This is a genomic window from Brevundimonas vesicularis (assembly GCF_900445985.1).
Lineage (GTDB): Bacteria > Pseudomonadota > Alphaproteobacteria > Caulobacterales > Caulobacteraceae > Brevundimonas > Brevundimonas vesicularis_D.
Genome location: NZ_UAQP01000005.1, coordinates 41,647 through 66,025 on the forward strand (window position 1 = coordinate 41,647; position 24,379 = coordinate 66,025).

The window sequence follows — 24,379 nt, forward strand, 5'->3', positions numbered from 1 at the left end:
TAAGGCAGGCGGTTCGGTGTCAGGCGGAGGTCTTCAGGCGTTCCGTGCGGGCGACGATGTCGGTCAGGGGCACGATGCGGACGAAGCGGTTCAGGCTGTTGTCCCAATCCGCCAGCAGACGCCGCGCCAGGGGCGAGGCCGTCGCGGCCAGATGGGCCTCGATCAGGCCCTTCAGTCGATCGGCCGCCTGTGCGTCAATGTCGGTCACGCCCGCCAGGTCGCCGTTCAGGGCGCGCTCGGCATGGCCCGGCTGGTCCAGCACGAACAGCTCGCCGCCGCTCATGCCCGCCGCCAGGTTCCAGCCGACCGAACCCAGGACGACCACGCGCCCGCCCGTCATATATTCGCAGCCGTGCGCGCCCAGCCCCTCGACCACGGCCTCGGCCCCGGAGTTCCTGACCGCAAACCGCTCGCCCGCCGCGCCGGCGACGAACAGACGGCCGGAGGTCGCGCCATACAGGGTGGTGTTGCCGCAGATCAGCTGATCCTCGCGCCATTCCGGCGTGCGGATCGAGATTTCGGCGCCCGACAGCCCCTTGCCGACGTAGTCGTTGGCCTCACCCGTCAGGTGCAGTTCCAGACCCTTGGCCGCAAAGGCGCCGAAGCTTTGGCCCGCGATGCCTTCCAGTCGCAGCTTCAGTCGGCCCGCCGGGCCTTGCGCGCCGAAGCGGCGCACGATGGCCGAGGACAGGGCCGCGCCGACCGTGCGCTGGGTGTTGTTCAGCGGATAGGACAGCTCCAGCGTCTGGCCGCGATCCAGGAAGCGGACGGCGTCCTTCAGCACGGCGGCGTCCAGGCTGTCGGCGATGGGTTTGCGCGTCGTCTTGTCGGCCCATTTGCCGGCCGCGCCCTCGTCCACCTGAACCAGCAGGGGGTTCAGGTCCAGGTCGTCCAGGTGCGAGCCGCCGCGACGAACCTGACGCAGCAGATCGGTGCGGCCGATGATCTCGTCCATCGTGCGCGCGCCGATGGAGGCCAGGATTTCTCGCGTCTCCTCGGCGATGAAGGTGAACAGGTTCACCACCTTGTCGGGCGTGCCGGTGAACTTCTCGCGCAGCCGCTCATCCTGGGAGCAGACGCCGACGGGACAGGTGTTGGAATGGCACTGGCGCACCATCAGACAGCCCATGGCGATCAGGGCGGCGGTGCCGACGCCGTATTCCTCGGCGCCCAACATGGCGGCGATGACCACGTCGCGGCCGGTGCGGACCCCGCCGTCGGTCCTCAGCGTGACCGAGCCGCGCAGATTGTTCAGCGTCAGCACCTGATGGGCCTCGGCGAGACCGATCTCCCACGGCAGGCCGGCGTGCTTGATCGAGGTCTGGGGCGAGGCGCCGGTGCCGCCGTTGTGGCCAGCGATCAGGATGGCGTCGGCGTTGGCCTTGGCCACGCCCGAGGCGATGGCGCCGATGCCCGAGGCGGACACCAGTTTCACCGTCACTCGCGCATCGGGGTTGATGGCCTTCAGGTCGTAGATGAGCTGGGCCAGATCCTCGATCGAATAGATGTCGTGGTGCGGGGGCGGGCTGATCAGGGTCGTGCCGGGCACGGCATGGCGCATCCGGGCGATGAACTCGGTGACCTTGAAACCGGGCAGCTGCCCGCCCTCGCCGGGCTTGGCGCCTTGCGCGACCTTGATCTCGATCTCGCGGCACTGGTTCAGATATTCGGCCGTGACGCCGAACCGGCCCGAGGCCACCTGTTTCACCGCCGAGTTGGCGTCGTCGCCGTTCGGACGCGGGTGATAGCGTTCGGGATCCTCGCCGCCCTCGCCCGAGACCGAGCGGGCGCCGATGCGGTTCATGGCGATGTTCAGCGTCTCGTGCGCCTCTGGCCCCAGCGCGCCCAGCGACATGGCCTGGGTCAGGAAGCGGCGGCGGATGTCCGACACGCTCTCGACCTGGTCCAGCGGGATGGGCGTGCCTTCGCGGAAGTCCAGGAGGTCTCGCAGGGACAGGTCGGCCTGGGCGCGGACGACCTCGGAAAACTGCTTGAAGCGGCGATAGTCGCCGCGGTTGCAGGCGTCCTGCAACAGGTGGATGGTCCTGGCCTCGTGGGCGTGGGCCTCGCCGCCCGAACGGATCTTGAAGAAGCCGCCGATGGCCGGGGAAGGGACAGCCTCGCCCCAGGCGATGCGGTGCCGCTTCATCGCCGCCTGCTCCAGACCGGCCAGGCCGATGCCGGAGATGCGCGACGGGGCGCCGGGGAAGAACTCGGCGGTCAACGCGCGCGACAGGCCCAGCACCTCGAACTCGCAGCCGCCGCGATAGGCGGAGATGACGCTGATCCCCTTGCGGGCCAGGGTCTTCAGCAGGCCCGCCTCCATGCCGGCCTTGTAGTTCAGGCAGGCGTCGCGCAGCGTCAGGCCGGGATACAGGCCCCGGTCCAGACGCTCCTGGAACAGGTCCTGGGCCAGCCAGGCGTTGACGGTGGTGGCGCCGACCCCGACCAGGACCGCGAATCCGTGCGGGTCCAGCGTCTCGGCGGTGCGGACCACGATGGAGCAGTAGGAGCGCAGGCCCGCCTTGGTCAGGCGGCCGTGGACCCCGGCGGTGGCCAGGATCATAGGCGCTGCCAGACGCTCGGCTGATCCGGCCTGGTCCGTCAGCACGATCAGGGCCGCGCCGTCGCGGGCGGCGGCCTCGGCCTCGTCCATGATGCGGTCCAGGGCGGCGCGCAAGGCCACGCCAGGGCGGGCGTCGTCGGTCGGCAGATCGTAGCTGCAGTCGATGACCACGGTCGATCCGGCGCCGACCGTGTCGATCATCCGCTCATACATGCCGTTGGTCAGGACCGGGCTGTCCAGCACGAAGACGTCGGTCTGGGCCTCTTCCTCGGCCAGGATGTTGCCCAGGTTCTTGAACCGGGTCTTCAGGCTCATGGCCCCCGCTTCACGCAGGGGGTCGATCGGCGGATTGGTGACCTGGCTGAAGTTCTGGCGGAAATAATGCGACAGCGGGCGGGGCAGGGCCGACAGCACCGCGGGCGGGGCGTCGTCGCCCATGGAGCCGACCGCCTCCTTGCCGTCGCGGACCAGAGCGTCCAGCAGCAGGTCGAGGTCCTCGCGGCTGTAGCCGGCGGCGATCTGGCGGCGCGTCAGGGCCTCGCCCGAGGCCGAGCGCGGCTCTGGTCCGGGGCCGATGATCGGCTCCAGATCGACCATATTGTCCAGCCACTCGGTATAGGGGTGGGCGGCGGACAGGGCGTCGATGGCCTCATGCTCGTCATAGACGCGGCCGTGCTTCAGATCGACCGCGATCAGCTTGCCGGGGCCGATGTGCAGGCGGCGCTTCACCCGGCTCTCGGGGATCGGCACCAGACCGGCCTCGGAGCCTGCCATCAGCAGACCATCGACCGTCTCGACGGCGCGCAGGGGACGCAGGCCGTTGCGGTCCTTGCCCGCCACGATCCAGCGGCCGTCGGCGGCGCAGATGGCGGCGGGGCCGTCCCACGGCTCCATCACCGCGTTGCAATAGGCGTAGAAAGCCCGGTGTTCGGCGGGCATGACCACATCGTCCTTGGCCCAGGCCTCGGGGATCAGCAGGGCCTTGGCCATCGGCGCGGGGCGACCGGCGTGGACCAGCACCTCCATGACATTATCCAGGGCGGCGGAGTCCGATCCGCCCGGCTGAACCACCGGCTTCACCTCGCGGTCGCGGTCGCCGAAGGCCTGTGCGGCCATGCGGATTTCGTGCGACTTCATCCAGTTCAGGTTGCCCTTCAGCGTGTTGATCTCGCCGTTGTGGGCCATCATGCGGAAGGGCTGGGCCAGCTTCCATTCCGGGAAGGTGTTGGTCGAATAGCGCTGGTGGAAGACCGCGTAGGCCGAGACGAAGCGCGGGTCCTCAAGATCGGGATACAGGTCGCCCAGCAGTTCGGCCCGCACCATGCCCTTGTAGGCGATCGAGCGCGCGGACAGTGTGCAGATATAGACGCTGGCCAGGTTCTCGGTCTTGACCGTCTTTTCAATGCGGCGGCGGCACAGATACAGTTCGCGCTCCAGCGCCTCGCCATCCAGTGGTTGGCCCGCGTCGTCCAGCGGCGGGGCCAGCATGATCTGTTCGATCTCGGGCCGGGTCGCGCCGGCCTTGGTCCCGACGACCGACAGGTCGATGGGCGTTTGGCGCCAGCCATAGATCCAGAAGCCCCCGCGCAGGGCCTCGGTCTCGACGATGGCGCGGGCGCGGTCCTGGGCGCCCAGGTCGGTGCGCGGCAGGAAGACCTGGCCGACGCAGATGGGCCCAGGACGCAGGGACTGGCCGATGGAGGCCACCTGTTCGGCGAAGAAGCCTTGCGGCAACTCGGCCATGATGCCCGCGCCGTCGCCCGACAGGCCGTCGGGATCGACCGCGCCCCGGTGGGCCACGGCCTTCAGGCTGCGGATCGCATATTCGACCACGTCGCGGCGCGGCGTGCCGTCAATCGAACAGACCAGACCCACGCCGCAGGCGTCGCGCTCGGAGGCGCGGTCATAGGCGTGGCCGGCTTCCAGCCGGTCGCGGGTTTGTTCGTATTTGTTCAGCCAGGTCATGCCGCGACCTCCTCGGTGCGGGTCTTGAAGTAGCGGTCGATCTCGGCGGCGGCGTCCTGGCCTTCGCGGACGGCCCAGACGACGAGCGATGCGCCGCGCACGGCGTCGCCGGCGGCGAAGACGCCGGGCAGGCTGGTGGCGAAGCTGACCGAACCCACCTTGATGGTGCCGTCGTCGCGTAGGCGCAAATTGGCCTCATGCGCCGCGAACGGCTCGGGCGAGAAGCCCAGGGCCTCTATGACGATGTCGGCCGGCACGTCGAAGTCGGCGCCGGGAACCGGCACGATGTCGCGACGCTGACCCGGAGCGGCCTCGGTCAGCTGCATCCGTGCGGCGCGCACGCCCGTAACCTTGTCGCCTTGCGATAGCAGGGCCTTTGGTGCGGCCAGCCATTCGAAGACGACGCCCTCTTCCTCGGCGTTGACGACCTCGCGGGCCGAGCCCGGCATGTTCTCGCGATCACGACGATACAGGCAGGTGACGCTGGCCGCGCCTTGCCGGACGGCGGTGCGGACGCAATCCATGGCCGTGTCGCCGCCGCCGATGACGACGACCCGCTTGCCGCGTGCCTCGTGCCAGCCGTCCTGTTCGGCGTCGCCCAGGTCGCGGCGGTTCTGATGGGTCAGATAGGACAGGGCGGCGACAGTCGAGTCGTGCCCGCGACCGGGCGCCGAAAGGATGCGGGGCTGATAGACGCCCATAGCCAGCAGGACGACGTCGTGGCGCTCGCGTAGCTCGGTCAGGGTCACGTCCTTGCCGACCTCGCAGCCCAGCACGAACCGGACGCCGCCGTCGATCAGCCGATCCACGCGACGCTGCACGACGTGCTTTTCCAGCTTGAAGCCGGGGATGCCATAGATCAGCAGCCCGCCGGCGCGGTCGTGACGGTCATAGACCGTGACCTGATAGCCCTCGCAGCGCAGGCGGTCGGCGGCGGCCAGACCGGCCGGGCCGGCGCCGATGATCCCGACCGTTTCGCCGCGTTCGGCGGCCGGGCGGATCGGCTCGACCCAGCCGTTGGCGAAGGCCTGGTCGCCCAGCCAGGCCTCGACTGAGCCGATGGTCACGGCGTCCCAGCCGGACTGGTTCAATGTGCATGACCCTTCGCACAGCCGATCCTGCGGACAGATCCGACCGCAGATTTCGGGCATGGTCGAGGTCAGGGACGCGACGCGCCAGGCCTCGCGCGGCTCGTTCTCGGCCGAAAGGCGCAGCCAGTCGGGGATGTTGTTCTGAAGCGGGCAGGCGTTCTGGCAGAAGGGAACGCCGCAGTCCGTGCAGCGCGAAGCCTGTTTCTCGGCCGTCTCGGTGGAGGGCGGAATCGTAATCTCGCCGAAACCGCGTGCGCGCAGTTCGGCCGAGGCCTTGGACAGGCGGCGGGGTTCGACGACGAATGTCCCGCCTTGCTTCAGGGTCTTATGCATATCTCGCATATGCCGCAAACGAGGCGTTAGAGGCAAATATTATTGCCGCGAGGCGTTCTCAGCGGAACAAAAAGAATAAATCATCCAATCGGACGCGTTTCGTCGTCAAAAGTTGCTGATGGTGGCCGTTTGCGCCGCAACAGGATTTTGTTCCAGGGGTGCGACAATAGGAACCGGCGCGGCCTCGAGGCGTTCGAAAGACGGATTTCAGCCGACCACAGAGAGTGCGCCCATGCCCCGATGGACAACCCCGACCGGCCTTGGGGGATGGCTGACCTTGCTGCTCGGGGTGCTGCTGGCCGTGATCGGTCTGGTGCTGACGGTCGGCGGCGTTCAGCTCGCGATGCTGGGCGGCTCCTGGTATTATCTGATTGCAGGCCTGGCGCTGATCTTGTCGGGCCTTCTGCTTGTCTGGCGCGATGTTCGTGGAGCTTGGCTCTATGGCGCGGTCTTCGTTGCCACGGTGATCTGGGCGCTGTGGGAGAAGGGCCTGAACGGCTGGGCCATGATCCCGCGCCTGGTCGGGCCGCTGGTGCTGATGTTCCTGGTGCTGGCGACGCTGCCTGTGCTGCGGTCGCGCGGCGGCGGCAAGACGGCGGGCTTCGGCGCGCTTGGACTGGCGGTGCTGACGGTCGTGTTCGGCCTTGTGGTCGGTCAGATCAACGCGCCCGGCGTCGACAGCCCGGTGCCCGGCGCGCGGGGACCGTTTGGCGACCCCGCCCTGATCAAGGCCGGCATGGACTGGCCCGCCTATGGCGGATCGGACGCCGCCCAGCGCTATTCGCCGCTGAATCAGATCAACAAGAGCAACGTTGGACAGCTGGAGCGGGCCTGGACCTTCCGCACCGGCGACCTGCCCGGCGAACGGTTCGGCGCCGAGACCACGCCGCTGAAGATCGCCGACACCGTCTATCTCTGCTCGGGTCGCAACAAGATGTTCGCCCTGGACGCCAATACCGGCCGGCAGAAGTGGGCCTATGATCCCAAGGTGGCGGACGACCAGATCCCCTACACCGCCGCCTGCAGGGGCGTGACCTATTACGCCGCGCCGAATGTCGATCAGGCCCAGCCCTGCGCGACGCGCATCATCGAAGGCACGCTGGACGGCCGGATCATCGCGGTCGATGCGCGCACCGGCGTGCCTTGCCCCGCCTTCGGAACCAACGGCGCCGTCAGCATCAAGGAGGGGATGGGCAATCCCTATCCCGGCATGGTGTCGATCACCTCGCCGCCCGTCGTCGTGCGCGGCGTCATCGTCACGGGCCATCAGGTGCTGGACGGCCAGAAGCGCTGGAACGCCTCGGGCGTCATCCAGGGCTATGACGTCGTCACCGGTCAGCTGCGCTTCGCCTGGGACATGATGCGTCCCGATATCACCACCGCTCCGCCGGCCGGTCAGATCTATACGCCAGGCACGCCGAACATGTGGACGACGGCGACGGGCGACGAAGCCCTGGGCCTGGTCTATCTGCCGATGGGCAACTCGGCCGCCGACTACTATTCGTCGCTGCGCCGGCCTCAAGAGAACCAGTATTCCAGCGCCCTGGTCGCGCTGGACGTCACGACCGGCAAGCCGCGCTGGAGTTATCAGACCGTTCGCCGCGACGTCTGGGACTATGACCTGGGTTCGCAGGTGACGCTGGTCGACATGCCGACCGCAGGGGGCGTGACGCCTGCGGTGATCCTGCCGTCCAAGCGCGGCGAAATCTTCGTGCTGGACCGCCGCACGGGCCAGCCTCTGCACGGGGTTCAGGATCGTCCGGCCCCGCGCGGCGGCGTCGAACCGGCGCAGCGCGCGGCGACCCAGCCCTATTCGCTGTTCAACACCCTGGCCAAGCCTGACCTGCGCGAAGTCGACATGTGGGGCATGTCGCCGATCGATCAGATGATCTGCCGCATCCAGTTCAAGAAGGCGTCGTATCAGGGCCAGTTTACGCCCCCGACCGCCGACCGTCGCTTCATCGAGTATCCGGGCTACAACGGCGGCTCGGACTGGGGCAGCGTGGCTCTGGATCCGCGTCGCGGCGTGATCATCGCCAACTATAACGACATGCCCAACTACAACCGTCTGGTGCCGCGCGCCGAGGCGAACAAGTTGGGCTGGTTCCCCCGCGACGACCCTCGCTATCAGGAAGAGAAGACTGGCGAAGGCGCCAAGGCCGAGGGCGCGGGCGACCCGCAGATGGGCGTGCCCTACGCCATCGACGTCAATGCCGGCTGGCGGATGCCCTTCACCGGCCTGCTGTGCAAGGAGCCTCCCTACGGCGGGATCCGCGCCATCGACGTGCAAAGCGGCAAGACCCTGTGGGACCGTCCGTTCGGCACGGCGCGCAAGAACGGCCCGTTCGGCATCCCCTCGATGCTGCCGCTGGAGATCGGTACGCCGAACAACGGCGGGTCGGTGGTCACGGCGGGCGGCCTGATCTTCATCGCCGCAGCGACCGACGACCTGATCCGCGCCATCGATATCGAGACGGGCAAGACCGTCTGGTCCGACGTCCTGCCCGCTGGTGGTCAGGCGAACCCGATGATCTACGAGCAGAACGGCCGCCAGTATCTGGTGATCGTCGCCGCCGGCCATCACTTCATGGAAACGCCGGAGGGCGATTACGTCATCGCCTATGCGCTGCCGCAGCGCGGCTGAGACGAAGCACCAATCTCCCTCCCCCGCGGGGGAGGGTGGTCGCGTCAGCGACCGGGTGGGGGCGGCTCGGAAACGAGCCGCCTTTTATCGTTCAGCGGGATGTCGCCAGCCGCCCCCATCCGGCCTCGCCTTTGGCTCAGCCACCCTCCTCGAACGGGGAGGGAGAGCGTGCGCGACCTACGGCCTGATCTGGCCCTGGCCGCGCACCACATATTTGTAGGTGGTCAGCTGCTCCGCCCCGACCGGGCCGCGCGCGTGCAAGCGATTGGTGGAGATGCCGATCTCGCCGCCGAAGCCGAACTCGCCGCCGTCGGCGAACTGGGTCGAGGCGTTGATCAGGACGATGGCGCTGTCGACCTTGGCGGCGAACCGTTCGGCGGCGTGGGCGTCGGTGGTGACGATGGCCTCGGTATGGCCCGAGCCGTAGCGGGCGATGTGGTCGGTCGCGGCGTCCAGATCGTCCACGACGCGGACGGCGAGGATCGGGGCCAGATATTCGCTGGTCCAGTCGGCCTCGGTCGCGGGCGTCATGGCGGGGACCAGGGCGCGGGCGTCGGCGTCGCCGCGCAGTTCGCAGCCGGCGGCGATCAGGTCGGCGGCGACGGGGGGCAGCAGGCGTTGGGCCGCCGCCCGGTCCACCAGCAGGGTCTCGGTCGCGCCGCAGACCGAGACGCGGCGCATCTTGGCGTTCAGGACGATGGCGCGTGCGGTCTCAAGATCCGCGGCCTCGTGCAGATAGGTGTGGTTCAGGCCTTCCAGGTGGCTGAGCACGGCCGTGCGGGCCTCGGCCTGGACGCGGGCGACCAGGCTCTTGCCGCCGCGCGGGACGATGACGTCGATGGCGCCGTTCAGCCCAGTCAGCATCAGGCCGACGGCCTCACGGTCGGGGGTGTCGACCAGTTGCACCGCATCGGCGGGCAGGCCGGCCTCGGCGAGCGCTTCCGCGATCAGGGCGGCGATGGCCAGGGAGGACTGAAGGCAGTCCGAGCCGCAGCGCAGAATGGCCGCATTGCCCGAGCGGATGCAAAGGGCGGCGGCGTCGGCGGTGACGTTGGGGCGGCTCTCGTAAATCACGCCCAGCACGCCGATCGGGGTGCGGACGCGGGCGATGTCCAGGCCGTTGGCGGGGGTCCAGCGTTCGGTCTCGACGCCCAGCGGATCGGGCACGGCGGCGATGGTCGCCACCGCCTCGGCCATGCCGGCGATGCGGGCGGGGCTCAACGACAGCCGGTCGATCAGGGCCTCGGTCATGCCGTTGGCGCGGGCGGCCTCCACATCGCGGGCGTTGGCGGCGAGGAGCGCGGGTTCGGCGGCCGTCAGTTTTGCGGACAGGATTTCCAGCGCGCGGGTGCGGGCGGCGGCGGGGGCTTCGCGCAAGAGCACGGCTGCGGTGCGGGCGCGTTGGCCCAAGTCGAGCATTCGGGTCGAGAGGTCGGTCATCGGTCGTCCAGCACCATGTCGTCGCGGTGGATCAGGACCGAGGCCCCGCGATAGCCCAGCAGGGTCTCGATCTCGTCCGAGTGTCGGCCGCGAAGACGTGCGGCCTCGTCGGCGGCGTAGGCGGCCAGGCCCACGCCGACGGCCCGACCGTCCGGGTCGATCAGACGCACGCAGTCGCCCTTCTCGAAGCCGCCGGACACGCCCGTCACCCCGGCCGGCAGCAGGCTTTTGCCCGCCTTCAGCGCCGTGACCGCCCCGGCGTCCAGCGTCAGGACCCCCATTGGCGACAGGCTGCCGGCGATCCACTGTTTGTAGGCGGCCATCGGCCCGTCGGGGGCGGCGATCAACGTGGCGCGCGCGCCGTCGCGGATGGCGGCGAGGGGCGACAGGGTCTGGCCCGAGGCGATGATGGTGGCGCAACCCGCCGAGCGCGCGATCTGGGCCGCCGCAAGCTTGGTCGCCATGCCGCCGGTTCCGACGCCCGCATCCGCGTTGGCGCCCCCGCCCATGGCCAGGATGTCGGGGCTCAGCGTCTCGATCAGGGGCAGATGGGCGGCGTTCGGATCACGGCGCGGATCGGCGGTGTACAGGCCGTCCACGTCCGACAGCAGGACTAGGAGATCCGCCCGCGCCAGCTGGGCCGTGCGCGCCGCCAGCCGGTCGTTATCGCCGTAACGGATTTCCTCGGTCGCCACCGTGTCGTTCTCGTTGACGATGGGGATGACGCCGTGGGTCAACAGGGCCTCGACGGTCGCGCGGGCGTTCAGCCAACGCCGACGGCGTTCGGTGTCGTCGCGCGTCAGCAGAACCTGGCCCGCGATCAGGCCGTGAGGGTCCAGCGCCCCTGACCAGGCCGCCATCAGCAGCGACTGTCCGACCGAGGCCGCTGCCTGCTTGTCCTCCAGCCGTGCGCCCAGCGCGGGCAACCGGCCCCGGCCCAGGGCGATCGAGCCGGACGAGACGACGATGACCTCGCGGCCCTCGGCCTTCAGCGCCGCCAGGTCCGAGGCGACGGCGGCCAGCCAGTCGCGCGTCGGCTGGCGCGTGGCCGCGTCGATCAGCAGGGAGGATCCGATCTTGACCACGACCCGCCGGGCGGCGCCCAGCGCCGACGCAGCGTTCGGGCCGACGTGGAGGGCGGCGCGCTGGGACATGAAGCTTTCTCTAACGCCACGGTTCGGGCTTGTCTCTTGCTGTGTCTCGCCGCAATGCAGACGGATGATGGAATCTCTTTCTCCGATCGCGGCGGGCGGTCTGGGTAGTCTGGCGGCGGGCATGATGACGGCGGTGGGCGCGGTGCCTCTGCTGTTCTTCCGCAAGGCGGGGGTGCAGACCCAGAGCGCCCTGTTGGGTTTCGCCGCCGGGGTCATGCTGGCGGCGTCCTTCTTTTCGCTGATCATTCCGGGCGTGGACGTGTTGCAGGCGGGCGGGTCCAGCCAGGCGGCGGCGGCCGGCGTCATGGGGGCGGCGGTGCTGATCGGGGCGACGGTGATCGGCCTGATGAACCGCTTTGCGCCGGTGGACATGCTGGCCATCGGACCGGCGGGATCGCGCGACCTGTCGCGGCGCATCTGGCTGTTCATCATCGCCATCACCCTGCACAACTTCCCCGAGGGCGCGGCCGTGGGCGTCAGCTTCGGCGGCGGCGACATGCATCAGGGACTGTCCACGGCGCTCGGCATCGGCATCCAGAACATGCCGGAGGGGCTGGCGGTGTCGGCAGCGATGGCGACCCTGGGATACGGCCGCTGGCCGGCGTTCGCGGCGGCCCTGGCGTCGGGCCTGGTCGAGCCGGTCGGCGGGCTGATCGGGGCCAGCGTGGTTGATCTGCTGCCCGGCGCCCTGCCGTGGGGGCTGGGGCTGGCGGCCGGGGCCATGATCTATGTCGTCACCGCCGAGATCATTCCCGAGACCCGCGAGAAGTCCAAGGGCGAGGGGTCGATGATCGGCCTGATGATCGGCCTGGTCGGAATGATGTTCCTGGACATCGCCCTGGGATGATGGCGGCGAAACGCGGCGTGACCGCGCAGCGGGGCGTTACATCGATTTACATGGCAGGCGGGGGTTGAAGCCGTCGGGGCCGAGAGGCTAGGCCTCTCGCTTCGCTGCTCGATTGTCCCCCGAAAGGAGCGCCAGCCTAAATGACGCGACCTCTCAAGCCTGCGGCTTCCCGTAGAAATTTCTTGTCTGGCCTGGGGCTTTTGGCCCTGATGGGCGCCGGAGTGTTCCCCATGCCTGTTTCCGCCCAAGCGTCCCGCACCGTCGCCCGTCACCGCCAGAGGATCGAGGATCTGATCGCGGCCATGACGGTTGAGGAGAAGGCGGGCCAGCTGAACCTGCTGGCCGATCCGTTCCGCTGGATGCCCACGGCGGTGAACCCACTGGACGGCACGGGCGATCCCGCGCGCGTCACGGCCCTGATCCGCGAAGGCAAGGTCGGCAGCCTGTTCAACGGCATCGGCGCAGAGGCGGGCCGTCGCATCCAGCGCGTGGCGATGGAGGAGAGCCGGCTGAAAATCCCGCTGCTGTTCGCAGCGGACGTGATCCACGGCCTGTCGACCATCTTCCCGGTGCCTCTGGCCGAGGCGGCGGCCTTTGATACCGAACTGGCGCGGCGCACGGCGCGGGCCGCGGCGGTCGAGACGGCGGCGTCGGCCGTTCACCAGACCTACGCCCCCATGGTGGACGTGGCGCGCGACCAGCGTTGGGGCCGCAACGTCGAGGGCGCGGGCGAGGATGTTCTACTGAACAACCTGTTGGCCGCCGCCCGCGTGCGCGGCTTCCAGGGCGAAAAGGGTCTGGACGACCGTGACGCGGTCCTGGCCACCGCCAAACACATGGCCGCCTATTCCGCCGCCGTGGGCGGGGTCGAATACAACACCACCGACATGAGCGAGCAGACGCTGCGCGGGGTCTTCCTGCCGCCGTTCAAGGCGTCGGTGGACGCCGGCGCCCTGTCGATCATGAGCGCCTTCAACGACGTCAATGGCGTGCCGGCGTCGGGCAGCCGCAAGCTGCTGACCGACATCCTGCGCGGCGAATGGGGCTTCGAGGGCTTCGTCGTCTCCGACTACACCTCCGAGCAGGAGCTTGTGGCCCACGGCTTCGCCGAGGACGGCCGCGACGCCGCCCGCCTGGCCTTCAACGCCGGGGTCGATGTGTCGATGGTGTCGGGTCTGTATCTGGAACATCTGCCCAGCCTGGTCGCCTCGGGCGAGGTGTTGATGGCGCGCATGGACGAGGCGGTGCGCCGCGTCCTGAACACCAAGGCGGCGCTGGGCCTGTTCGACGATCCCTATCGCGGCACCGATCCGGTGCGTGAAAAGGCGGTGGTCGGGTCGCGCGAACACGTCGAACTCTCGCGCGAGGCGGGCCGCAAGTCGGTCGTGCTGCTGAAGAACGACAACGGCCTGCTGCCGCTGAAGAAGAGCCAGAAGATCGCCCTGGTCGGCCCGTTCGCCGACGACGTGGATAATGTCTGGGGGCCGTGGACCATCTGGGGCGCGCCCGAGCGGCGCGTCTCGCTGGAGACGGGCTTCCGCGCGGCCATGAGCGATCCGCAGAACCTGACCCTCGCACGCGGCTCGGGCGTCGAGACGCCGCTGGACGGCGGGATCGAGCAGGCCGTCGCCGCCGCTCGCGACGCCGAGGTCATCGTCCTGGCCATCGGCGAGGCGACCAATATGTCGGGCGAGGCCCAGTCGCGCACCGAGATCGTTGTGCCCGCGCCGCAGGTCGCCCTGGTCGACGCCATGGCGGCGCTGGGCAAGCCCATGGTCATCCTGCTGAGGAACGGCCGGGCGCTTGCGCTGGAAGGCAATGTGAAGAACGCCCAGGCCATCGTCGTGACCTGGTTCCTGGGCGAACAGATGGGTCATGCCGTCGCCGACGTCCTGTTCGGCGATCACGGCCCGTCGGCGCGCCTGCCGGTCAGCTTCCCGCACAAGTCGGGCCAGCAGCCCTATTCCTACGACCGCAAGACCACCGGCCGCCCGGCCAATCCCGATCTGGCGAGCGAGGAATACAAGGCCCGCTATCGCGAGACGACCAATACGGCGCTGTATCCCTTCGGCTACGGCCTGACCTATGGCGCGATCAGCTATGGGCCGGTCGAGATGGAGAGCGACAAGCTGGCCTGGGCCGGCACGCTGGACCTGGCCGTGACCGTGACCAACAGCGGATCGCATCCGGCCGAGGAGTTGGTGCAGCTCTATATCCACGACCGGGTCGCCAGCCTGACCCAGCCGGGCCGATTGCTGAAAGACTTCAAGCGCGTGTCGCTGAAGCCGGGCCAGAGCACGAAGGTGACCTTCACCCTGAACGCCCGCCAACTGGGCTTCATCGGTGCGGACGAGACCTGGCGCATCGAGCCCGGTCTGTTCGACGTCTGGCTGGCGCCGCACGCCCAGGGCGGGGCCAAGGCGACGTTCCAGCTGATCGGTCCGGCGTCCATCACCGACGGGCGGTGACGCGCGCCACGTTGACGGGGCAGGCGGCAGGGCTTAACGACGCCGCCGTTTGCCTTCGGCCTTCGTATCGGCCGGATTCGATTTTAGGAGCGCGCCCATGACGACGAAGATTCTTCCGGGCGCCACCGGCGTTCTCGCGCTCGCGGACGGCACGATCCTGCAGGGCATCGGCGTGGGCGCCGTCGGCTCGGCCTTGGGCGAGGTGGTCTTCAACACCGCCATGACCGGCTATCAGGAAATCCTGACCGACCCGTCCTACATGAGCCAAATCCTGGCCTTCACCTTCCCGCATGTCGGCAATGTGGGGACCAATGTCGAGGACATCGAACAGATGGGCGGCGGGTCCGACACCTCGGCGCGCGGCGCCATCTTCCGCGACGTTCCGACCGATCCGGCCAACTATCGCTCGGACGCCAGTTTCGACGACTGGATGAAGCGGCGCGGCGTCGTGGGCCTGGCTGGGGTGGATACCCGCGCCCTGACCAAGATCATCCGCGACAAGGGCGCGCCCCACGCCGTCATCGCCCACGACCCGGACGGAAACTTCGACCTGGAGGCCCTGGTCGCCCAGGCCAGGGGCTGGACCGGCCTGGTCGGTCTGGACCTGGCCAAGCCGGCATCGACGCTGCAGGCGTTCGAATGGAACGAGGGCCTGTGGGACTGGCCTGAGGGTCACCCCAAGACCGAGGGCCGCAAGGACGTGGTGGTCATCGATTACGGCGTGAAGCGCAACATCCTGCGCGCACTGGCCTCGACCGGCGCGCGCATCACCGTGGTCCCGGCGACGACGACGGCGGAAGAGGTTCTGGCCCGCAATCCCGACGGCGTGGTTCTGTCGAACGGACCGGGCGATCCGGCCGCGACGGGCGAATACGCCGTGCCTGAAATCCAGAAGCTGGTCGCCAGCGGCAAGCCGCTGATGGGCATCTGCCTGGGCCACCAGATGCTGGCCCTGGCGCTTGGCGCCAAGACGGTGAAGATGGATCAGGGCCACCACGGCGCCAACCATCCGGTCAAGGATCTGACCACCGGCAAGGTCGAGATCGTGTCGATGAACCACGGCTTCACCGTCGATCGCGACAGCCTGCCGGACGCCGTGACCGAGACCCACGTCAGCCTGTTCGACGGCACCAACTGCGGCATCGCGGTCAAGGACAAGCCGATCTTCAGCGTTCAGCACCACCCCGAGGCCTCGCCCGGGCCGACCGACAGCCTGTATCTGTTCGACCGGTTCGCCGATCTGATGGGCGACCGCTGACGCCATGAAACAGGGGGCGGTTCGGTCGGACTATCTGGACTGGCTGGCCGAGGCGTTCGAGGTCGGTCGCCGGTTTACGCCCCTGCCGGACGGCGATGTCGTCGTCGGCTACGCCACCGGATACGACGCGGCCGACATCGCGCCCTTCGTCCTGTCGCTGCGGGCCGTGTTCGAGGGGCCTGTGGCCCTCGTGGTCGACGCCGAACCGGCTTTGCGCGCCTTTCTGGCCCAGCACCGGGTGACCCCCGTCGATCCGCCGGTCTGGCGCGGATGGGCGCCGCATCCGGTGATGCAGCGGTTCGTGGCCTTCGCCGGTCTGCTGGGCGAGCGGCCCGGCGCGGCCCTGGCCTGCGACGTGCGCGACGTGATCTTCCAGGCGCCGCCCTTCGATCCGGCGCCCGAGGGGCTTGAGGCCTATGTCGAGGCCGAGACGCCGCTGGCCGATCACGCCTTCAACATGAAGTATCTGCGCGCCCTGTTCGGCGAGGCGCAGGCGCGGCAGCTGGCCGGCAAGGCCTGTCTGTGCGTCGGCACCATCGTCGGGCCGCGCGCCGAGGTCTCGCGCCTGTCGCGACTGATCCTATCGCTGGCGGCGACGCCGCGATCCGAGATCGGCGGGGCGTTCGGCGCCGATCAGGCGGCCTTCAACATGGCGATCCATCAGGGCCTAACGGCGATGACCGTGTGGCCTAACTACGGGCGCGTGGCGACGCTGGGCCTGACGCCCGGTGAGACGCTGAGATTCGAAGGCGGCAGGGTCGTCAATCCAGACGCCAGCGTCAGCCCCATCGTCCATCAGCATGATCGTCATCCACATCTTGAAGCGCCGGTCCATGCGCTGTGGGGTGGCGGGCTGGAGCTGCGTCGGCGGGTAAGGCCCAAGTCGGCGGGGCAGAAGTTCGAAAAGCTGAAAGCCTCGCTGCGCCGCCGGATGCCCGAACTGCGCTGAGCCGGCTGTGCCAGGCCCAGGCGCTGGCGACTATGGAGGCCAGGTCCGACTGGCGCGGCGCAAAGCCCAAGGTCCGGCGCGCCAAGGTGATGTCCGACACCAGGTGCGGCGGGTCGCCCGCGCGGCGCGCTCCGGCCACGTCGGGTAGACGAAGGCCGCTGTGCGCCGTGATGGCCTCAAGCACCTGCCGCACCGAATGGCCGCGACCGGCGCCCAGATTACAGGCGAAGAAGCCGCGGCGATCGCCGAGCAACTGGCTCAGGGCGGCGAGGTGGCCCTGAGCCAGGTCGCAAACGTGGACATAGTCACGCACGGCCGTGCCGTCGGGCGTCGGATAGTCGGTCCCATGAAGGGCGAAATCGTCGATCCAGCCACGCAAGGCCATCATGGCGCGCGGGATCAGATGGGTCTCGACCGGCCGATCTTCGCCGATCAGGCCTGACGCGGAGGCGCCGCCGGCGTTGAAATAGCGAAGGGCCACGACGTTCAGCCCGTGCGCGGCGCTGGCGTCCGACAGGATCTGTTCGCAGCCCAGTTTGGAACGGCCATAGGGGGTGACGGGCGCCAGCGGCGTCGCCTCGGTGATCGGATCGCCGCCGGGATCACCATAGACGGCGCACGTGCTGGAAAAGACCAGCCGGTTTACGCCCGCCGCCCGCATGCCGCCCAACAGGCCGAACAGACCGCCGACATTGTTGCGGTAGTAGTCCAGCGGCGCACGCACCGATTCTGGGACCACGGACGAGCCGGCGAAATGCATGACGGCGCTGATGTCGTGGGCGATCAGGGTGTGGCGCACCCGGTCCGCGTCCCAGACATCGCCCTCGACCAGCGGTCCCCAGCGCACGAAACGGCGTCGGCCCGTCGACAGATTATCATAGGTGACGGGCCGATAGCCGGCGGCCGCCAGGGCTTCGCACACATGGGCGCCGATATAGCCCGCGCCGCCCGTGACCAGGATCGCCTTCGCAGATGTCAGCGCCGATCCGACTTCGCCCATCCGCTCTTGTCGGATACCGAGGGTCGGTAAATCAACCCCAAATCACCGAGTTAGGTATTCAGGGGTGTGTGGCGACTGTCAGGGGATCGGCGCGAAACTGCGTTCTTCGCGAAGGGCGCTGGCTTTCCGGACGGCGATCGGTGCGGCGTGCAGCCAGTAGTCGGCGTCTTCGAGACGCTGCTCTCTGCGGCGCTCCAGTCCGCGCAGGCGGCGCAGGGCGGCGTTTTCGAGAAGACGCGCATGCAGGGCGCGGGGGGACAGTTCGGCGATGGCGGGAGAGCCGGGGACGGCGACGGCGTCGGGGCCTTTGGGCTCCACCGCCGGGCGGGCGATGGCGATAAACATGAGGATCTCGGTGCAGGAGGGAGAGGCGCTTCTGCGCCGAGCTAACGATGGGTTAACCACAGTCCCTGTGGATAGTTCCTGAGTGCGTCCGAAAAAAGTCCGTGAATCGAAAGGCTTACCGCCCGTTTCCGGACAAAATAGTTACCGAAATCTTAATCCGGGATCGGAGCGTTCGCTCGACGATGTCCGGTGGGGGCGCTGCAAAGGCGCCGCCGGTGGCAGTCCCTAGGGGAGTCGAACCCCTCTTTTCAGGTTGAAAACCTGACGTCCTAACCGATAGACGAAGGGACCGCGGCCGAGGCGGCGCATTTGCCCCGGTTCGGCCCCTCCTGCAAGCAAAAAGTTACGCGGCCGCAGCGGTTGCAGGCACGAGGGCGTCCAGCGCCGGGAACAGGTCGGCGATCAGATCCTCGACATGTTCCAGCCCCACCGACAGGCGTACCAGGCCGTCGCCGATGCCGGCCGTCGCGCGCTGTTCCGGCGTCATGGCGGCGTGGGTCATGGTGGCGGGGTGGGCGATCAGACTTTCGACGCCGCCCAGCGATTCCGCCAGGGTGAAGATCTCCAGCGTCTCGACCAGATCGCGCACGGCGTCCGTGCCACCTTGCAGCTCAAAGCTGAGCATGGCGCCGGGGCCGGCCTGCTGGGCCGCGACCAGGGCGTGGTTGGGATGGGACTTCAGGCCCGGGTAGTGGACGGCCTTGACCGCCGGGTGGGCGGCCAGCTTTTCGGCGATCTTGCCGGCCGTGGCCTGTTGTCGCTCGATGCGCGCGAACAGGGTGCGCACGCCGCGCAGGGTCAGATAGGCGTCGAAGGGCGAGCCGGTCACGCCGGTGCAGTTGGCCCACCAGGCCAGGGTCTGGTGATCCTCGGCGTCGGCCGAGATGACGGCGCCGCCGACCACGTCGGAATGGCCGTTGATGAACTTGGTCGTCGAGTGCACCACGAAGTCGGCGCCCAGCTTGATCGGGTTTTGCAAGGCCGGCGACAGGAAGGTGTTGTCGCACACGACCTTGGCGCCCGCCGCATGGGCGCGCGTGCAGATGTCGGCGACGTCGACCAGACGCAGCAGCGGGTTGGACGGGGTCTCGACCAGAACCAGCTTGGGCTTCAGCGCCAGGGCGGCCTCGAAGGCGACGGGATCGCCCTGATCGACCAGCAGCAGTTCGAAATGCCCCTTTCGGGCGCGGGCGTTCAGCAGGCGACAGGTGCCGCCGTAGCAGTCGTGCGGCGCGATCAACAGGTCGCCCGGCTCCAGCAGGGTCAGGGGTAGATCGACCGCCGCCATGCCGGTGGCGGTGATAACGCAGCCGGCGCCGCCCTCCAGCTCCGTCAGGGTTTCGGCCAGCACGTCGCGGGTTGGATTGCCCGAACGGCTGTAGTCGTACTTCCGCTTCTGGTCGAAGCCGGCGAAGGAATAGTTGGACGACAGATACAGCGGCGGCATGACCGCTCCATGGGCCGTGTCCGTATCCACGCCCGTGCGGGCGGCGATGGTGTGCGGATTGGCGGGGCGGGAAGTCATGCTTTGATATCCTTCAAGGCGGCGCGGAGGATGTCGCCGACGAAGGCGTCCTCCTTCAGAAAGGCGTCGTGGCCATAGAGGGAGGGCGCCTCGACGAAGCGCCACAGGGTCGGCAACCGCGCGGCCAGTTCGCGGATGTCGTCGATCGGCACCAGCCGGTCGGAGGTGAAGCCGATCAGGGTGACGGGGGTGGTGATGGCTTCCGGCGTCACGCTGTGGCGGTCCAGAGAATCGGACATCGACAGCCAGCGTGCCGGGGTGGTGTGGGTCCGGTAGGCCTGGCCCCGCGCCGTCAGATAGTCGCAGACGGGATAGGCGCCGCCGACGGCTGAGGGCGCAGTGGTGTCGAAGCGGTCGTCGAATTCCTCGGCCGTGCGATACGTGGTCATGGCCAGTTCGCGGGCCAGGGCGACGCCTTCCTCGGGGCGGCCGGCGGCGACGGCGAACTGCAGGATGCGGCGCTGGATGCCGCGCCAGGCGGTCGCCTGGGGATGGGCGCGGTGGGCGGCCGACACGATGATCAGCTGCTCGGCCCAGTCGGGGAACAGTTCGGCGAAGGCCAGGCCGACCATGCCGCCGTACGAGCAGCCGACGAAGGCGGCGACACGCTCGATCTTCAGATGGTTCAGCACCAGGGCCAGCAGGCGGGCCTGATCCTGGGTGGTGATGGTGACGGGCTTGTCCAGGAACTCGGCGCCGGGGGCGAAATCGACGGCCAGGACCTGAAGCCGGCTCAGGTCGATGGGCCCGCGCACCGATACGGCGCCGGACCACCAGCCCAGGCCGTTGGTCTCCGTCCGGTGGACGAAGCGTCCGGCCGAGATGCCGCCGGCGACCACGACGACAGGCGCGCCGATCCGGCCATGCAGGCGGCCGACGATGTTGGGCTGGTTCAGCTTTTCGCCCGAGGCGAGGCGGAAGTCGGCGGGAATGGGAACGATGACGTCGCGGGCGCCGCCGCGCTCACGCGTCGGTTCGCGGACAGGGGTGATGGCTGTCGCGAGGCGACAGTCGGGGTCTTCGAGCAGGGTGGTTTCGGCCAGTGTCATCGTCGTTCCGCATCGTTCTCGCCCAGCAAGTCTCGATGCGGTGACAGAGCGTGGAGCGTCGTCTCGTCGATGCTCCACTCATCTCTCGCGACCCCGAAGGACCCCGCAGGAGTTGGCACCGTTTCGAGCTGTGAGACCCGATGGTTGCCCCAGCGTCAAAGGGCCTAATCCCTCGGCTGGTCTTGATGAGTGACTTTACGTTGATGATCGAGGCGGCGCCGGTCAAGCGAAAAATTCAACCTCATTGGCGACATGTCCCGACTCGATGGGGGTGAAAACGCACAATAATCGCCTTGTCGTGAAAAAATCATCCAATGCGACTTGACAGAGTCAGGGTCGTCCGATCACCCTAGGCTCAGATTTCAACCGGACCTGCCCTGTGCAACAGCGCTCACTCATCGCCGAAGTTTCGACCGTCGCCGGCCTCGCCGCGACGCGTTTCGGCATGGCTCTCGGCGGCACGATTATCGGCGGTACCACCGGCACCACCACCATGCCCGAACGGGCGGGACGAGTTTAGCGCGCCGAACCCGGCAACCGCAGAACCCGAACCCCGCCCGGTCCGCCAGGCGGGGTTTTTCTTTTCACCCCACCCCATTCCGACCTTTCCCGAGAACCCCGATGTCCGCCCAACTCGCCGTCGTAGAAAAATCCGAAAGCCTCGACCCCAGTAGTCAGCCTTCACCGGACCTCGTTGGGCCCGAGGTGGTGGTGCTGAAGTTCGGCTCGTCCATCCTGCGCAGCCCGGCGGAGGCGCCGCTGGTCGCCTCGGCCGTCTATGGCCATGTGCGGGCTGGCCGAAAGGTGGTGGCGGTGGTCTCGGCCTTCGGCGGGGCGACGGACCGGTTGCTGGGCGAGGCGCGGGCGCTGGGCCTGGCCCATTCCAACGACCTGCTGCCGGGCTATGTGGCCCTGGGCGAGGAAAAGTCGGCGGCCCTGGTGGCCATCGCCTGCGACCGGATCGGGCTGGACGCCTGCGCCCTGTCGGTGCGGGAGCTGGGCATCGTGGCGGAGGGCGAGCCGGAGCATTCGCGCCCTTGCGGCCTGCGACCCGACCATCTGAAACAGGCGCTCGATAGGCACGAGGTGGTGGTGGTGCCCGGGTTCGGCGCGGTGCGGCCGGACGGCAAGGTGGCCTTGCTGGGACGGGGCGGATCGGACCTGACCGCGGTGTTCCTCGCGGCCGAGCTAGGGCTGAAGAAGGTGCGGTTGGTCAAGGACGTGGACGGCCTTTACGACCACGACCCCAATGACAAGACGGCCCCGGCCCTGCGCTATCGCCGCGCGTCGTGGGATGTGGCGCGCAAGCTGGGCGGCGCTCTGGTCCAGCATGACGCCATCGACCTGGGCGAAAGCCGCGGGGTCGAGATCGAGGTGGCGGCGCTGGATCGCGCCGACGGCACGGTCATCGGCGACAAGTCGGCGCCGCCCGGTCCCGCGCCCGCCCTGCCGCCGCTGAAGGTCGCGGTCGCCGGATGCGGCGTGGTCGGCGGCGGCGTTCTGGCCAGGCTGCTCGATGATCCTCGCTACGAGGTCGTGGGCGTGCTGGTCCGCAATCCGAAAAAGGCGCGCGACGTGGACTGTCCGGCGTCGCTGTTCACCTCCAACCCGGCGGACCTGTGGGCCAAAAAGCCCGACATCGTGCTGGAGGCCCTGTCGGAAGGCGAGGCGGGCCACGCGGTGATCCGCGCTGCGCTCGAGGCCGGCTGTGACGTCGCCAGCGCCAACAAACAGGCGGTCAGCCGCGATCCGGGTGGGCTGCAAGAACTGGCGAAAGCCAATGGACGGCGCATCTTCTGGTCAGCCTCGGTCGGGGGCGGATCGCCGATGATCGAGACGGTCCGCGCGGCCCGCGCGGCCGGCGAGGTGGTCGGCTTCGAGGCGGTGCTGAACGGTACGGTCAACTTCATGCTGGAGCGGCTGAGCGACGGGGCGGCCTTCAACGAAGCCCTGGCGGACGCCCGGGCGGCGGGCTTTGCGGAGGAGGACCCGTCCTCGGATCTGGAGGGTCTGGATGCGGCGGCAAAGGTGCGGCTGCTGTGCCACGAGGCGTTCGGCCGGTCTCCCGACGGCGACGTGCCGCGCGACCACCTGACCGAGGCGACTTCAGCCGCCGGCGGCGTGCGCCAGATCGGCGCCGCCCATCTGAAGGAGGGGGTGATCCGCCCGTCGGTGTCGCTGAACGCCGACCATGGCGATCCGCTGTTCTCGACCCTGCGCGGCGAGGGCAATGCGTTGAAGGTCTACGGCGCCGACGGCCGCGTGTGGCGCTGTCGGGGCCGGGGCGCCGGGCGTTGGGCCACGACCGAGAGCATCATGGCGGACCTGGCCGAGATCGTGCGTGCACGGCGCGCCGATGCGGGCCTAAACTAAGACCATGGCCGTCTTCACCCCCGTTTCCATCGCCGACGCCGAGGCCTTCCTGGCCGGCTACGACATCGGCGAGGTGGTTGAACTGACGGCCATCGCCGAGGGGGTGGAGAACACCAACTATCGGCTGGACACGACGCGCGGCCGGTTTGTGCTGACCCTGTTCGAGGGGCGGACGGACGAGGCCTCGCTTCCCTTCTGCCTGGGGCTGACGGCGCATCTGGCGGCGCGCGGCTTTCCTTGCCCGACGCCGATCGAGGACCGGTCGGGGGCGTGGCTTGGACGACTGAACGGCCGGGCGGCGGCGGTGATCGAATGGAAGACCGGGGCCTGGCTGCGCACGCCGTCATCGGCTGATCAGGCGGCGGCGGGGGCGGCGCTGGCGCGGCTTCATCTGACGGCGGCTGATTTTGATCTGAAACGCGCCAATCCGGTCGGGCCGGCGATGTGGCGTCGGCTGGCCGAACGCTGCGTCGAGGGAGAAGGGCGGGCGTCCGACGCGGATCGCGCGCTGCTGAGACAGGTCCAGGCGACGCTGGCGCGCCTGGGCGATCCCTTTACGGACGATCTGCCGGGCGGAGCGATCCATGCCGACTATTTCCCCGACAATGTGCTGTTCGAGGACGGCGCCGTTTCGGCGGTGATCGACTTCTATTTCGGCTGCACCGGCGCCTTCGCCTATGACCTGGCCATCGCCCTGTCCGCCTGGGGCTTCGACGCCGAGGGGCGGGCCATGCCGGACGCCATGGCGGCCTTCCAGCGCGGCTATGAGTCCGTGCGGCCGCTGAGCGCCGCCGAGCGGGCGACCTTGCCGCGCCTGGGCGAAGCGGCGGCCGTGCGGTTCACGATCACGCGGCTGCACGACCGCATTTTCCACGATCCCGCCAATCTGGTCACGCCCAAGGATCCGGCGGTCTTCCTGCGTCGGATGGACCATTGGCGCGCGACCGAACCGGCCTGAGCCGCCTGCGCGGCTTCGTCGCTGGAACCGAAAGTTTGGCCGGGATTTTGATGGTGCAACGGCGACGTGCGCCGCTCCCCGAGGACGAAGATCATGACTGACGAAACCATCAACGGCGCCGCCTCGCAGGCGCAAGGCAAGTTCCAAAAAGGCGTCGGCAAGCTGGTCGGCGACCAGAAGCTGCAGGTCGAAGGCGCCTATAACGACGCCAAGGGCCGTTCGCTGGAAACCTTCGGCAAGGCGATGGATTCGGTTGATCGCCTGGTCGAAAAAGTTCCCGTCGATTACCGCGACAAGGCTCGCACCGTCGCCGCCGAGGCGCGCAAGCGTCCGCTGGTCACGACCCTGTCGGTCGCCGGCGTCGGCCTGCTTCTGCTGCGCGCCCTGACTGGCGGCGGTCGTCGCTAAGACGTT

16 protein-coding genes, 1 tRNA gene, 1 pseudogene and 1 riboswitch are annotated in these 24,379 nt (G+C 68.7%); of the genes and pseudogenes, 9 read left to right on the plus strand and 9 right to left on the minus strand.

Annotated elements, in window-relative coordinates; all coding sequences use genetic code 11:
- Positions 1–19: 19 nt before the first annotated feature.
- Positions 20–4,531, minus strand: coding sequence for a glutamate synthase large subunit (gltB, locus tag DT343_RS00340; protein WP_112861304.1), 4,512 nt, complete (start codon positions 4,529–4,531; stop codon positions 20–22).
- Positions 4,528–5,955, minus strand: a complete 1,428-nt coding sequence (locus DT343_RS00345; protein WP_112861305.1) for an NAD(P)-dependent oxidoreductase — start codon at positions 5,953–5,955, stop codon at positions 4,528–4,530. The genes gltB and DT343_RS00345 overlap by 4 nt, the downstream gene beginning before the upstream one ends.
- A 232-nt stretch (positions 5,956–6,187) precedes the next feature.
- On the opposite strand from DT343_RS00345, the gene DT343_RS00350 reads away from it, so the two are divergent.
- Positions 6,188–8,599: a membrane-bound PQQ-dependent dehydrogenase, glucose/quinate/shikimate family gene (locus DT343_RS00350; protein ID WP_112861306.1), complete on the plus strand. Its 2,412-nt coding sequence runs from the start codon at positions 6,188–6,190 to the stop codon at positions 8,597–8,599.
- A 177-nt stretch (positions 8,600–8,776) separates the two neighbouring features.
- Here the strand turns inward: DT343_RS00350 and DT343_RS00355 are convergent, their stop codons facing one another.
- Positions 8,777–10,039 (minus strand): glutamate-5-semialdehyde dehydrogenase, encoded by a 1,263-nt coding sequence (locus DT343_RS00355; protein WP_112861307.1) that lies wholly within the window; start codon positions 10,037–10,039, stop codon positions 8,777–8,779.
- A complete protein-coding gene (gene proB, locus DT343_RS00360) occupies positions 10,036–11,193 on the minus strand; it encodes a glutamate 5-kinase (RefSeq protein ID WP_112861308.1) in 1,158 nt (385 codons plus the stop codon). Before proB ends, DT343_RS00355 begins: the two co-directional genes overlap by 4 nt.
- A gap of 67 nt (positions 11,194–11,260) precedes the next feature.
- Here proB and DT343_RS00365 point away from each other — a divergent pair, with 67 nt between their 5' ends.
- The 4 genes from DT343_RS00365 (at position 11,261) to DT343_RS17700 (ending at position 16,715) form a co-directional block, all read left to right on the plus strand.
- A complete protein-coding gene (locus tag DT343_RS00365; RefSeq protein WP_181669087.1) occupies positions 11,261–12,040 on the plus strand; it encodes a ZIP family metal transporter in 780 nt (259 codons plus the stop codon).
- Between the two features lie 230 nt (positions 12,041–12,270).
- Positions 12,271–14,508 carry a glycoside hydrolase family 3 N-terminal domain-containing protein gene (locus DT343_RS00370; RefSeq protein WP_112862513.1) on the plus strand — a complete coding sequence of 746 codons (2,238 nt, stop codon included), beginning with the start codon at positions 12,271–12,273 and terminating at the stop codon, positions 14,506–14,508.
- Positions 14,509–14,605: 97 nt separating this feature from the next.
- A complete protein-coding gene (carA, locus tag DT343_RS00375) occupies positions 14,606–15,766 on the plus strand; it encodes a glutamine-hydrolyzing carbamoyl-phosphate synthase small subunit (protein ID WP_112861309.1) in 1,161 nt (386 codons plus the stop codon).
- A 4-nt stretch (positions 15,767–15,770) separates the two neighbouring features.
- On the plus strand, positions 15,771–16,715 hold the full coding sequence (locus DT343_RS17700) for a hypothetical protein (RefSeq protein WP_258522457.1): 945 nt from the start codon (positions 15,771–15,773) through the stop codon (positions 16,713–16,715).
- A gap of 10 nt (positions 16,716–16,725) precedes the next feature.
- Here the strand turns inward: DT343_RS17700 and galE are convergent.
- From galE to metX, 5 genes and pseudogenes are all read right to left on the minus strand, one after another.
- Positions 16,726–17,715, minus strand: a pseudogene (gene galE / locus DT343_RS00380) (UDP-glucose 4-epimerase GalE); the annotation flags it as partial.
- A gap of 78 nt (positions 17,716–17,793) precedes the next feature.
- A complete protein-coding gene (locus tag DT343_RS00385) occupies positions 17,794–18,060 on the minus strand; it encodes a hypothetical protein (protein WP_112861311.1) in 267 nt (88 codons plus the stop codon).
- 216 nt (positions 18,061–18,276) lie between these two features.
- Positions 18,277–18,351: transfer RNA gene (locus tag DT343_RS00390), tRNA-Glu, on the minus strand.
- Between the two features lie 52 nt (positions 18,352–18,403).
- Entirely contained in the window at positions 18,404–19,585 is a 1,182-nt protein-coding gene (gene metB / locus DT343_RS00395; protein WP_112861312.1) for a cystathionine gamma-synthase, read from the minus strand.
- Positions 19,582–20,634: a homoserine O-succinyltransferase MetX gene (metX, locus tag DT343_RS00400; RefSeq protein ID WP_112861313.1), complete on the minus strand. Its 1,053-nt coding sequence runs from the start codon at positions 20,632–20,634 to the stop codon at positions 19,582–19,584. The genes metB and metX overlap by 4 nt, the downstream gene beginning before the upstream one ends.
- Positions 20,635–20,709: 75 nt before the next feature.
- Positions 20,710–20,826, minus strand: a riboswitch (SAM riboswitch).
- A 187-nt stretch (positions 20,827–21,013) separates the two neighbouring features.
- Here metX and DT343_RS17380 point away from each other — a divergent pair.
- From DT343_RS17380 to DT343_RS00415, 4 genes are all read left to right on the plus strand, one after another.
- Positions 21,014–21,154 carry a hypothetical protein gene (locus DT343_RS17380; RefSeq protein ID WP_181669088.1) on the plus strand — a complete coding sequence of 47 codons (141 nt, stop codon included), beginning with the start codon at positions 21,014–21,016 and terminating at the stop codon, positions 21,152–21,154.
- Positions 21,155–21,255: 101 nt separating this feature from the next.
- On the plus strand, positions 21,256–23,007 hold the full coding sequence (locus tag DT343_RS00405; protein ID WP_220116399.1) for an amino acid kinase family protein: 1,752 nt from the start codon (positions 21,256–21,258) through the stop codon (positions 23,005–23,007).
- Positions 23,008–23,011: 4 nt separating this feature from the next.
- Positions 23,012–23,965, plus strand: a complete 954-nt coding sequence (gene thrB, locus DT343_RS00410; RefSeq protein WP_112861314.1) for a homoserine kinase — start codon at positions 23,012–23,014, stop codon at positions 23,963–23,965.
- A gap of 93 nt (positions 23,966–24,058) precedes the next feature.
- Positions 24,059–24,373 (plus strand): CsbD family protein, encoded by a 315-nt coding sequence (locus tag DT343_RS00415; RefSeq protein WP_055806344.1) that lies wholly within the window; start codon positions 24,059–24,061, stop codon positions 24,371–24,373.
- Positions 24,374–24,379: the final 6 nt, after the last annotated feature.

Excerpts from the sequence above, each read along its gene's own strand:
- carA (WP_112861309.1), top strand. The coding sequence starts at position 14,606 with ATGACGACGAAGATTCTTCCGGGCGCCACCGGCGTTCTCGCGCTCGCG.
- DT343_RS17700 (WP_258522457.1), top strand. The coding sequence starts at position 15,771 with ATGAAACAGGGGGCGGTTCGGTCGGACTATCTGGACTGGCTGGCCGAG.
- DT343_RS00415 (WP_055806344.1), top strand. The coding sequence starts at position 24,059 with ATGACTGACGAAACCATCAACGGCGCCGCCTCGCAGGCGCAAGGCAAG.
- DT343_RS00405 (WP_220116399.1), top strand. The coding sequence starts at position 21,256 with ATGTCCGCCCAACTCGCCGTCGTAGAAAAATCCGAAAGCCTCGACCCC.
- DT343_RS00350 (WP_112861306.1), top strand. The coding sequence starts at position 6,188 with ATGCCCCGATGGACAACCCCGACCGGCCTTGGGGGATGGCTGACCTTG.
- thrB (WP_112861314.1), top strand. The coding sequence starts at position 23,012 with ATGGCCGTCTTCACCCCCGTTTCCATCGCCGACGCCGAGGCCTTCCTG.
- metX (WP_112861313.1), bottom strand. The coding sequence starts at position 20,634 with ATGACACTGGCCGAAACCACCCTGCTCGAAGACCCCGACTGTCGCCTC.
- DT343_RS00370 (WP_112862513.1), top strand. The coding sequence starts at position 12,271 with ATGCCTGTTTCCGCCCAAGCGTCCCGCACCGTCGCCCGTCACCGCCAG.
- DT343_RS00365 (WP_181669087.1), top strand. The coding sequence starts at position 11,261 with ATGGAATCTCTTTCTCCGATCGCGGCGGGCGGTCTGGGTAGTCTGGCG.
- gltB (WP_112861304.1), bottom strand. The coding sequence starts at position 4,531 with ATGACCTGGCTGAACAAATACGAACAAACCCGCGACCGGCTGGAAGCC.
- proB (WP_112861308.1), bottom strand. The coding sequence starts at position 11,193 with ATGTCCCAGCGCGCCGCCCTCCACGTCGGCCCGAACGCTGCGTCGGCG.
- DT343_RS00345 (WP_112861305.1), bottom strand. The coding sequence starts at position 5,955 with ATGCATAAGACCCTGAAGCAAGGCGGGACATTCGTCGTCGAACCCCGC.
- metB (WP_112861312.1), bottom strand. The coding sequence starts at position 19,585 with ATGACTTCCCGCCCCGCCAATCCGCACACCATCGCCGCCCGCACGGGC.
- DT343_RS00355 (WP_112861307.1), bottom strand. The coding sequence starts at position 10,039 with ATGACCGACCTCTCGACCCGAATGCTCGACTTGGGCCAACGCGCCCGC.
- DT343_RS00385 (WP_112861311.1), bottom strand. The coding sequence starts at position 18,060 with ATGTTTATCGCCATCGCCCGCCCGGCGGTGGAGCCCAAAGGCCCCGAC.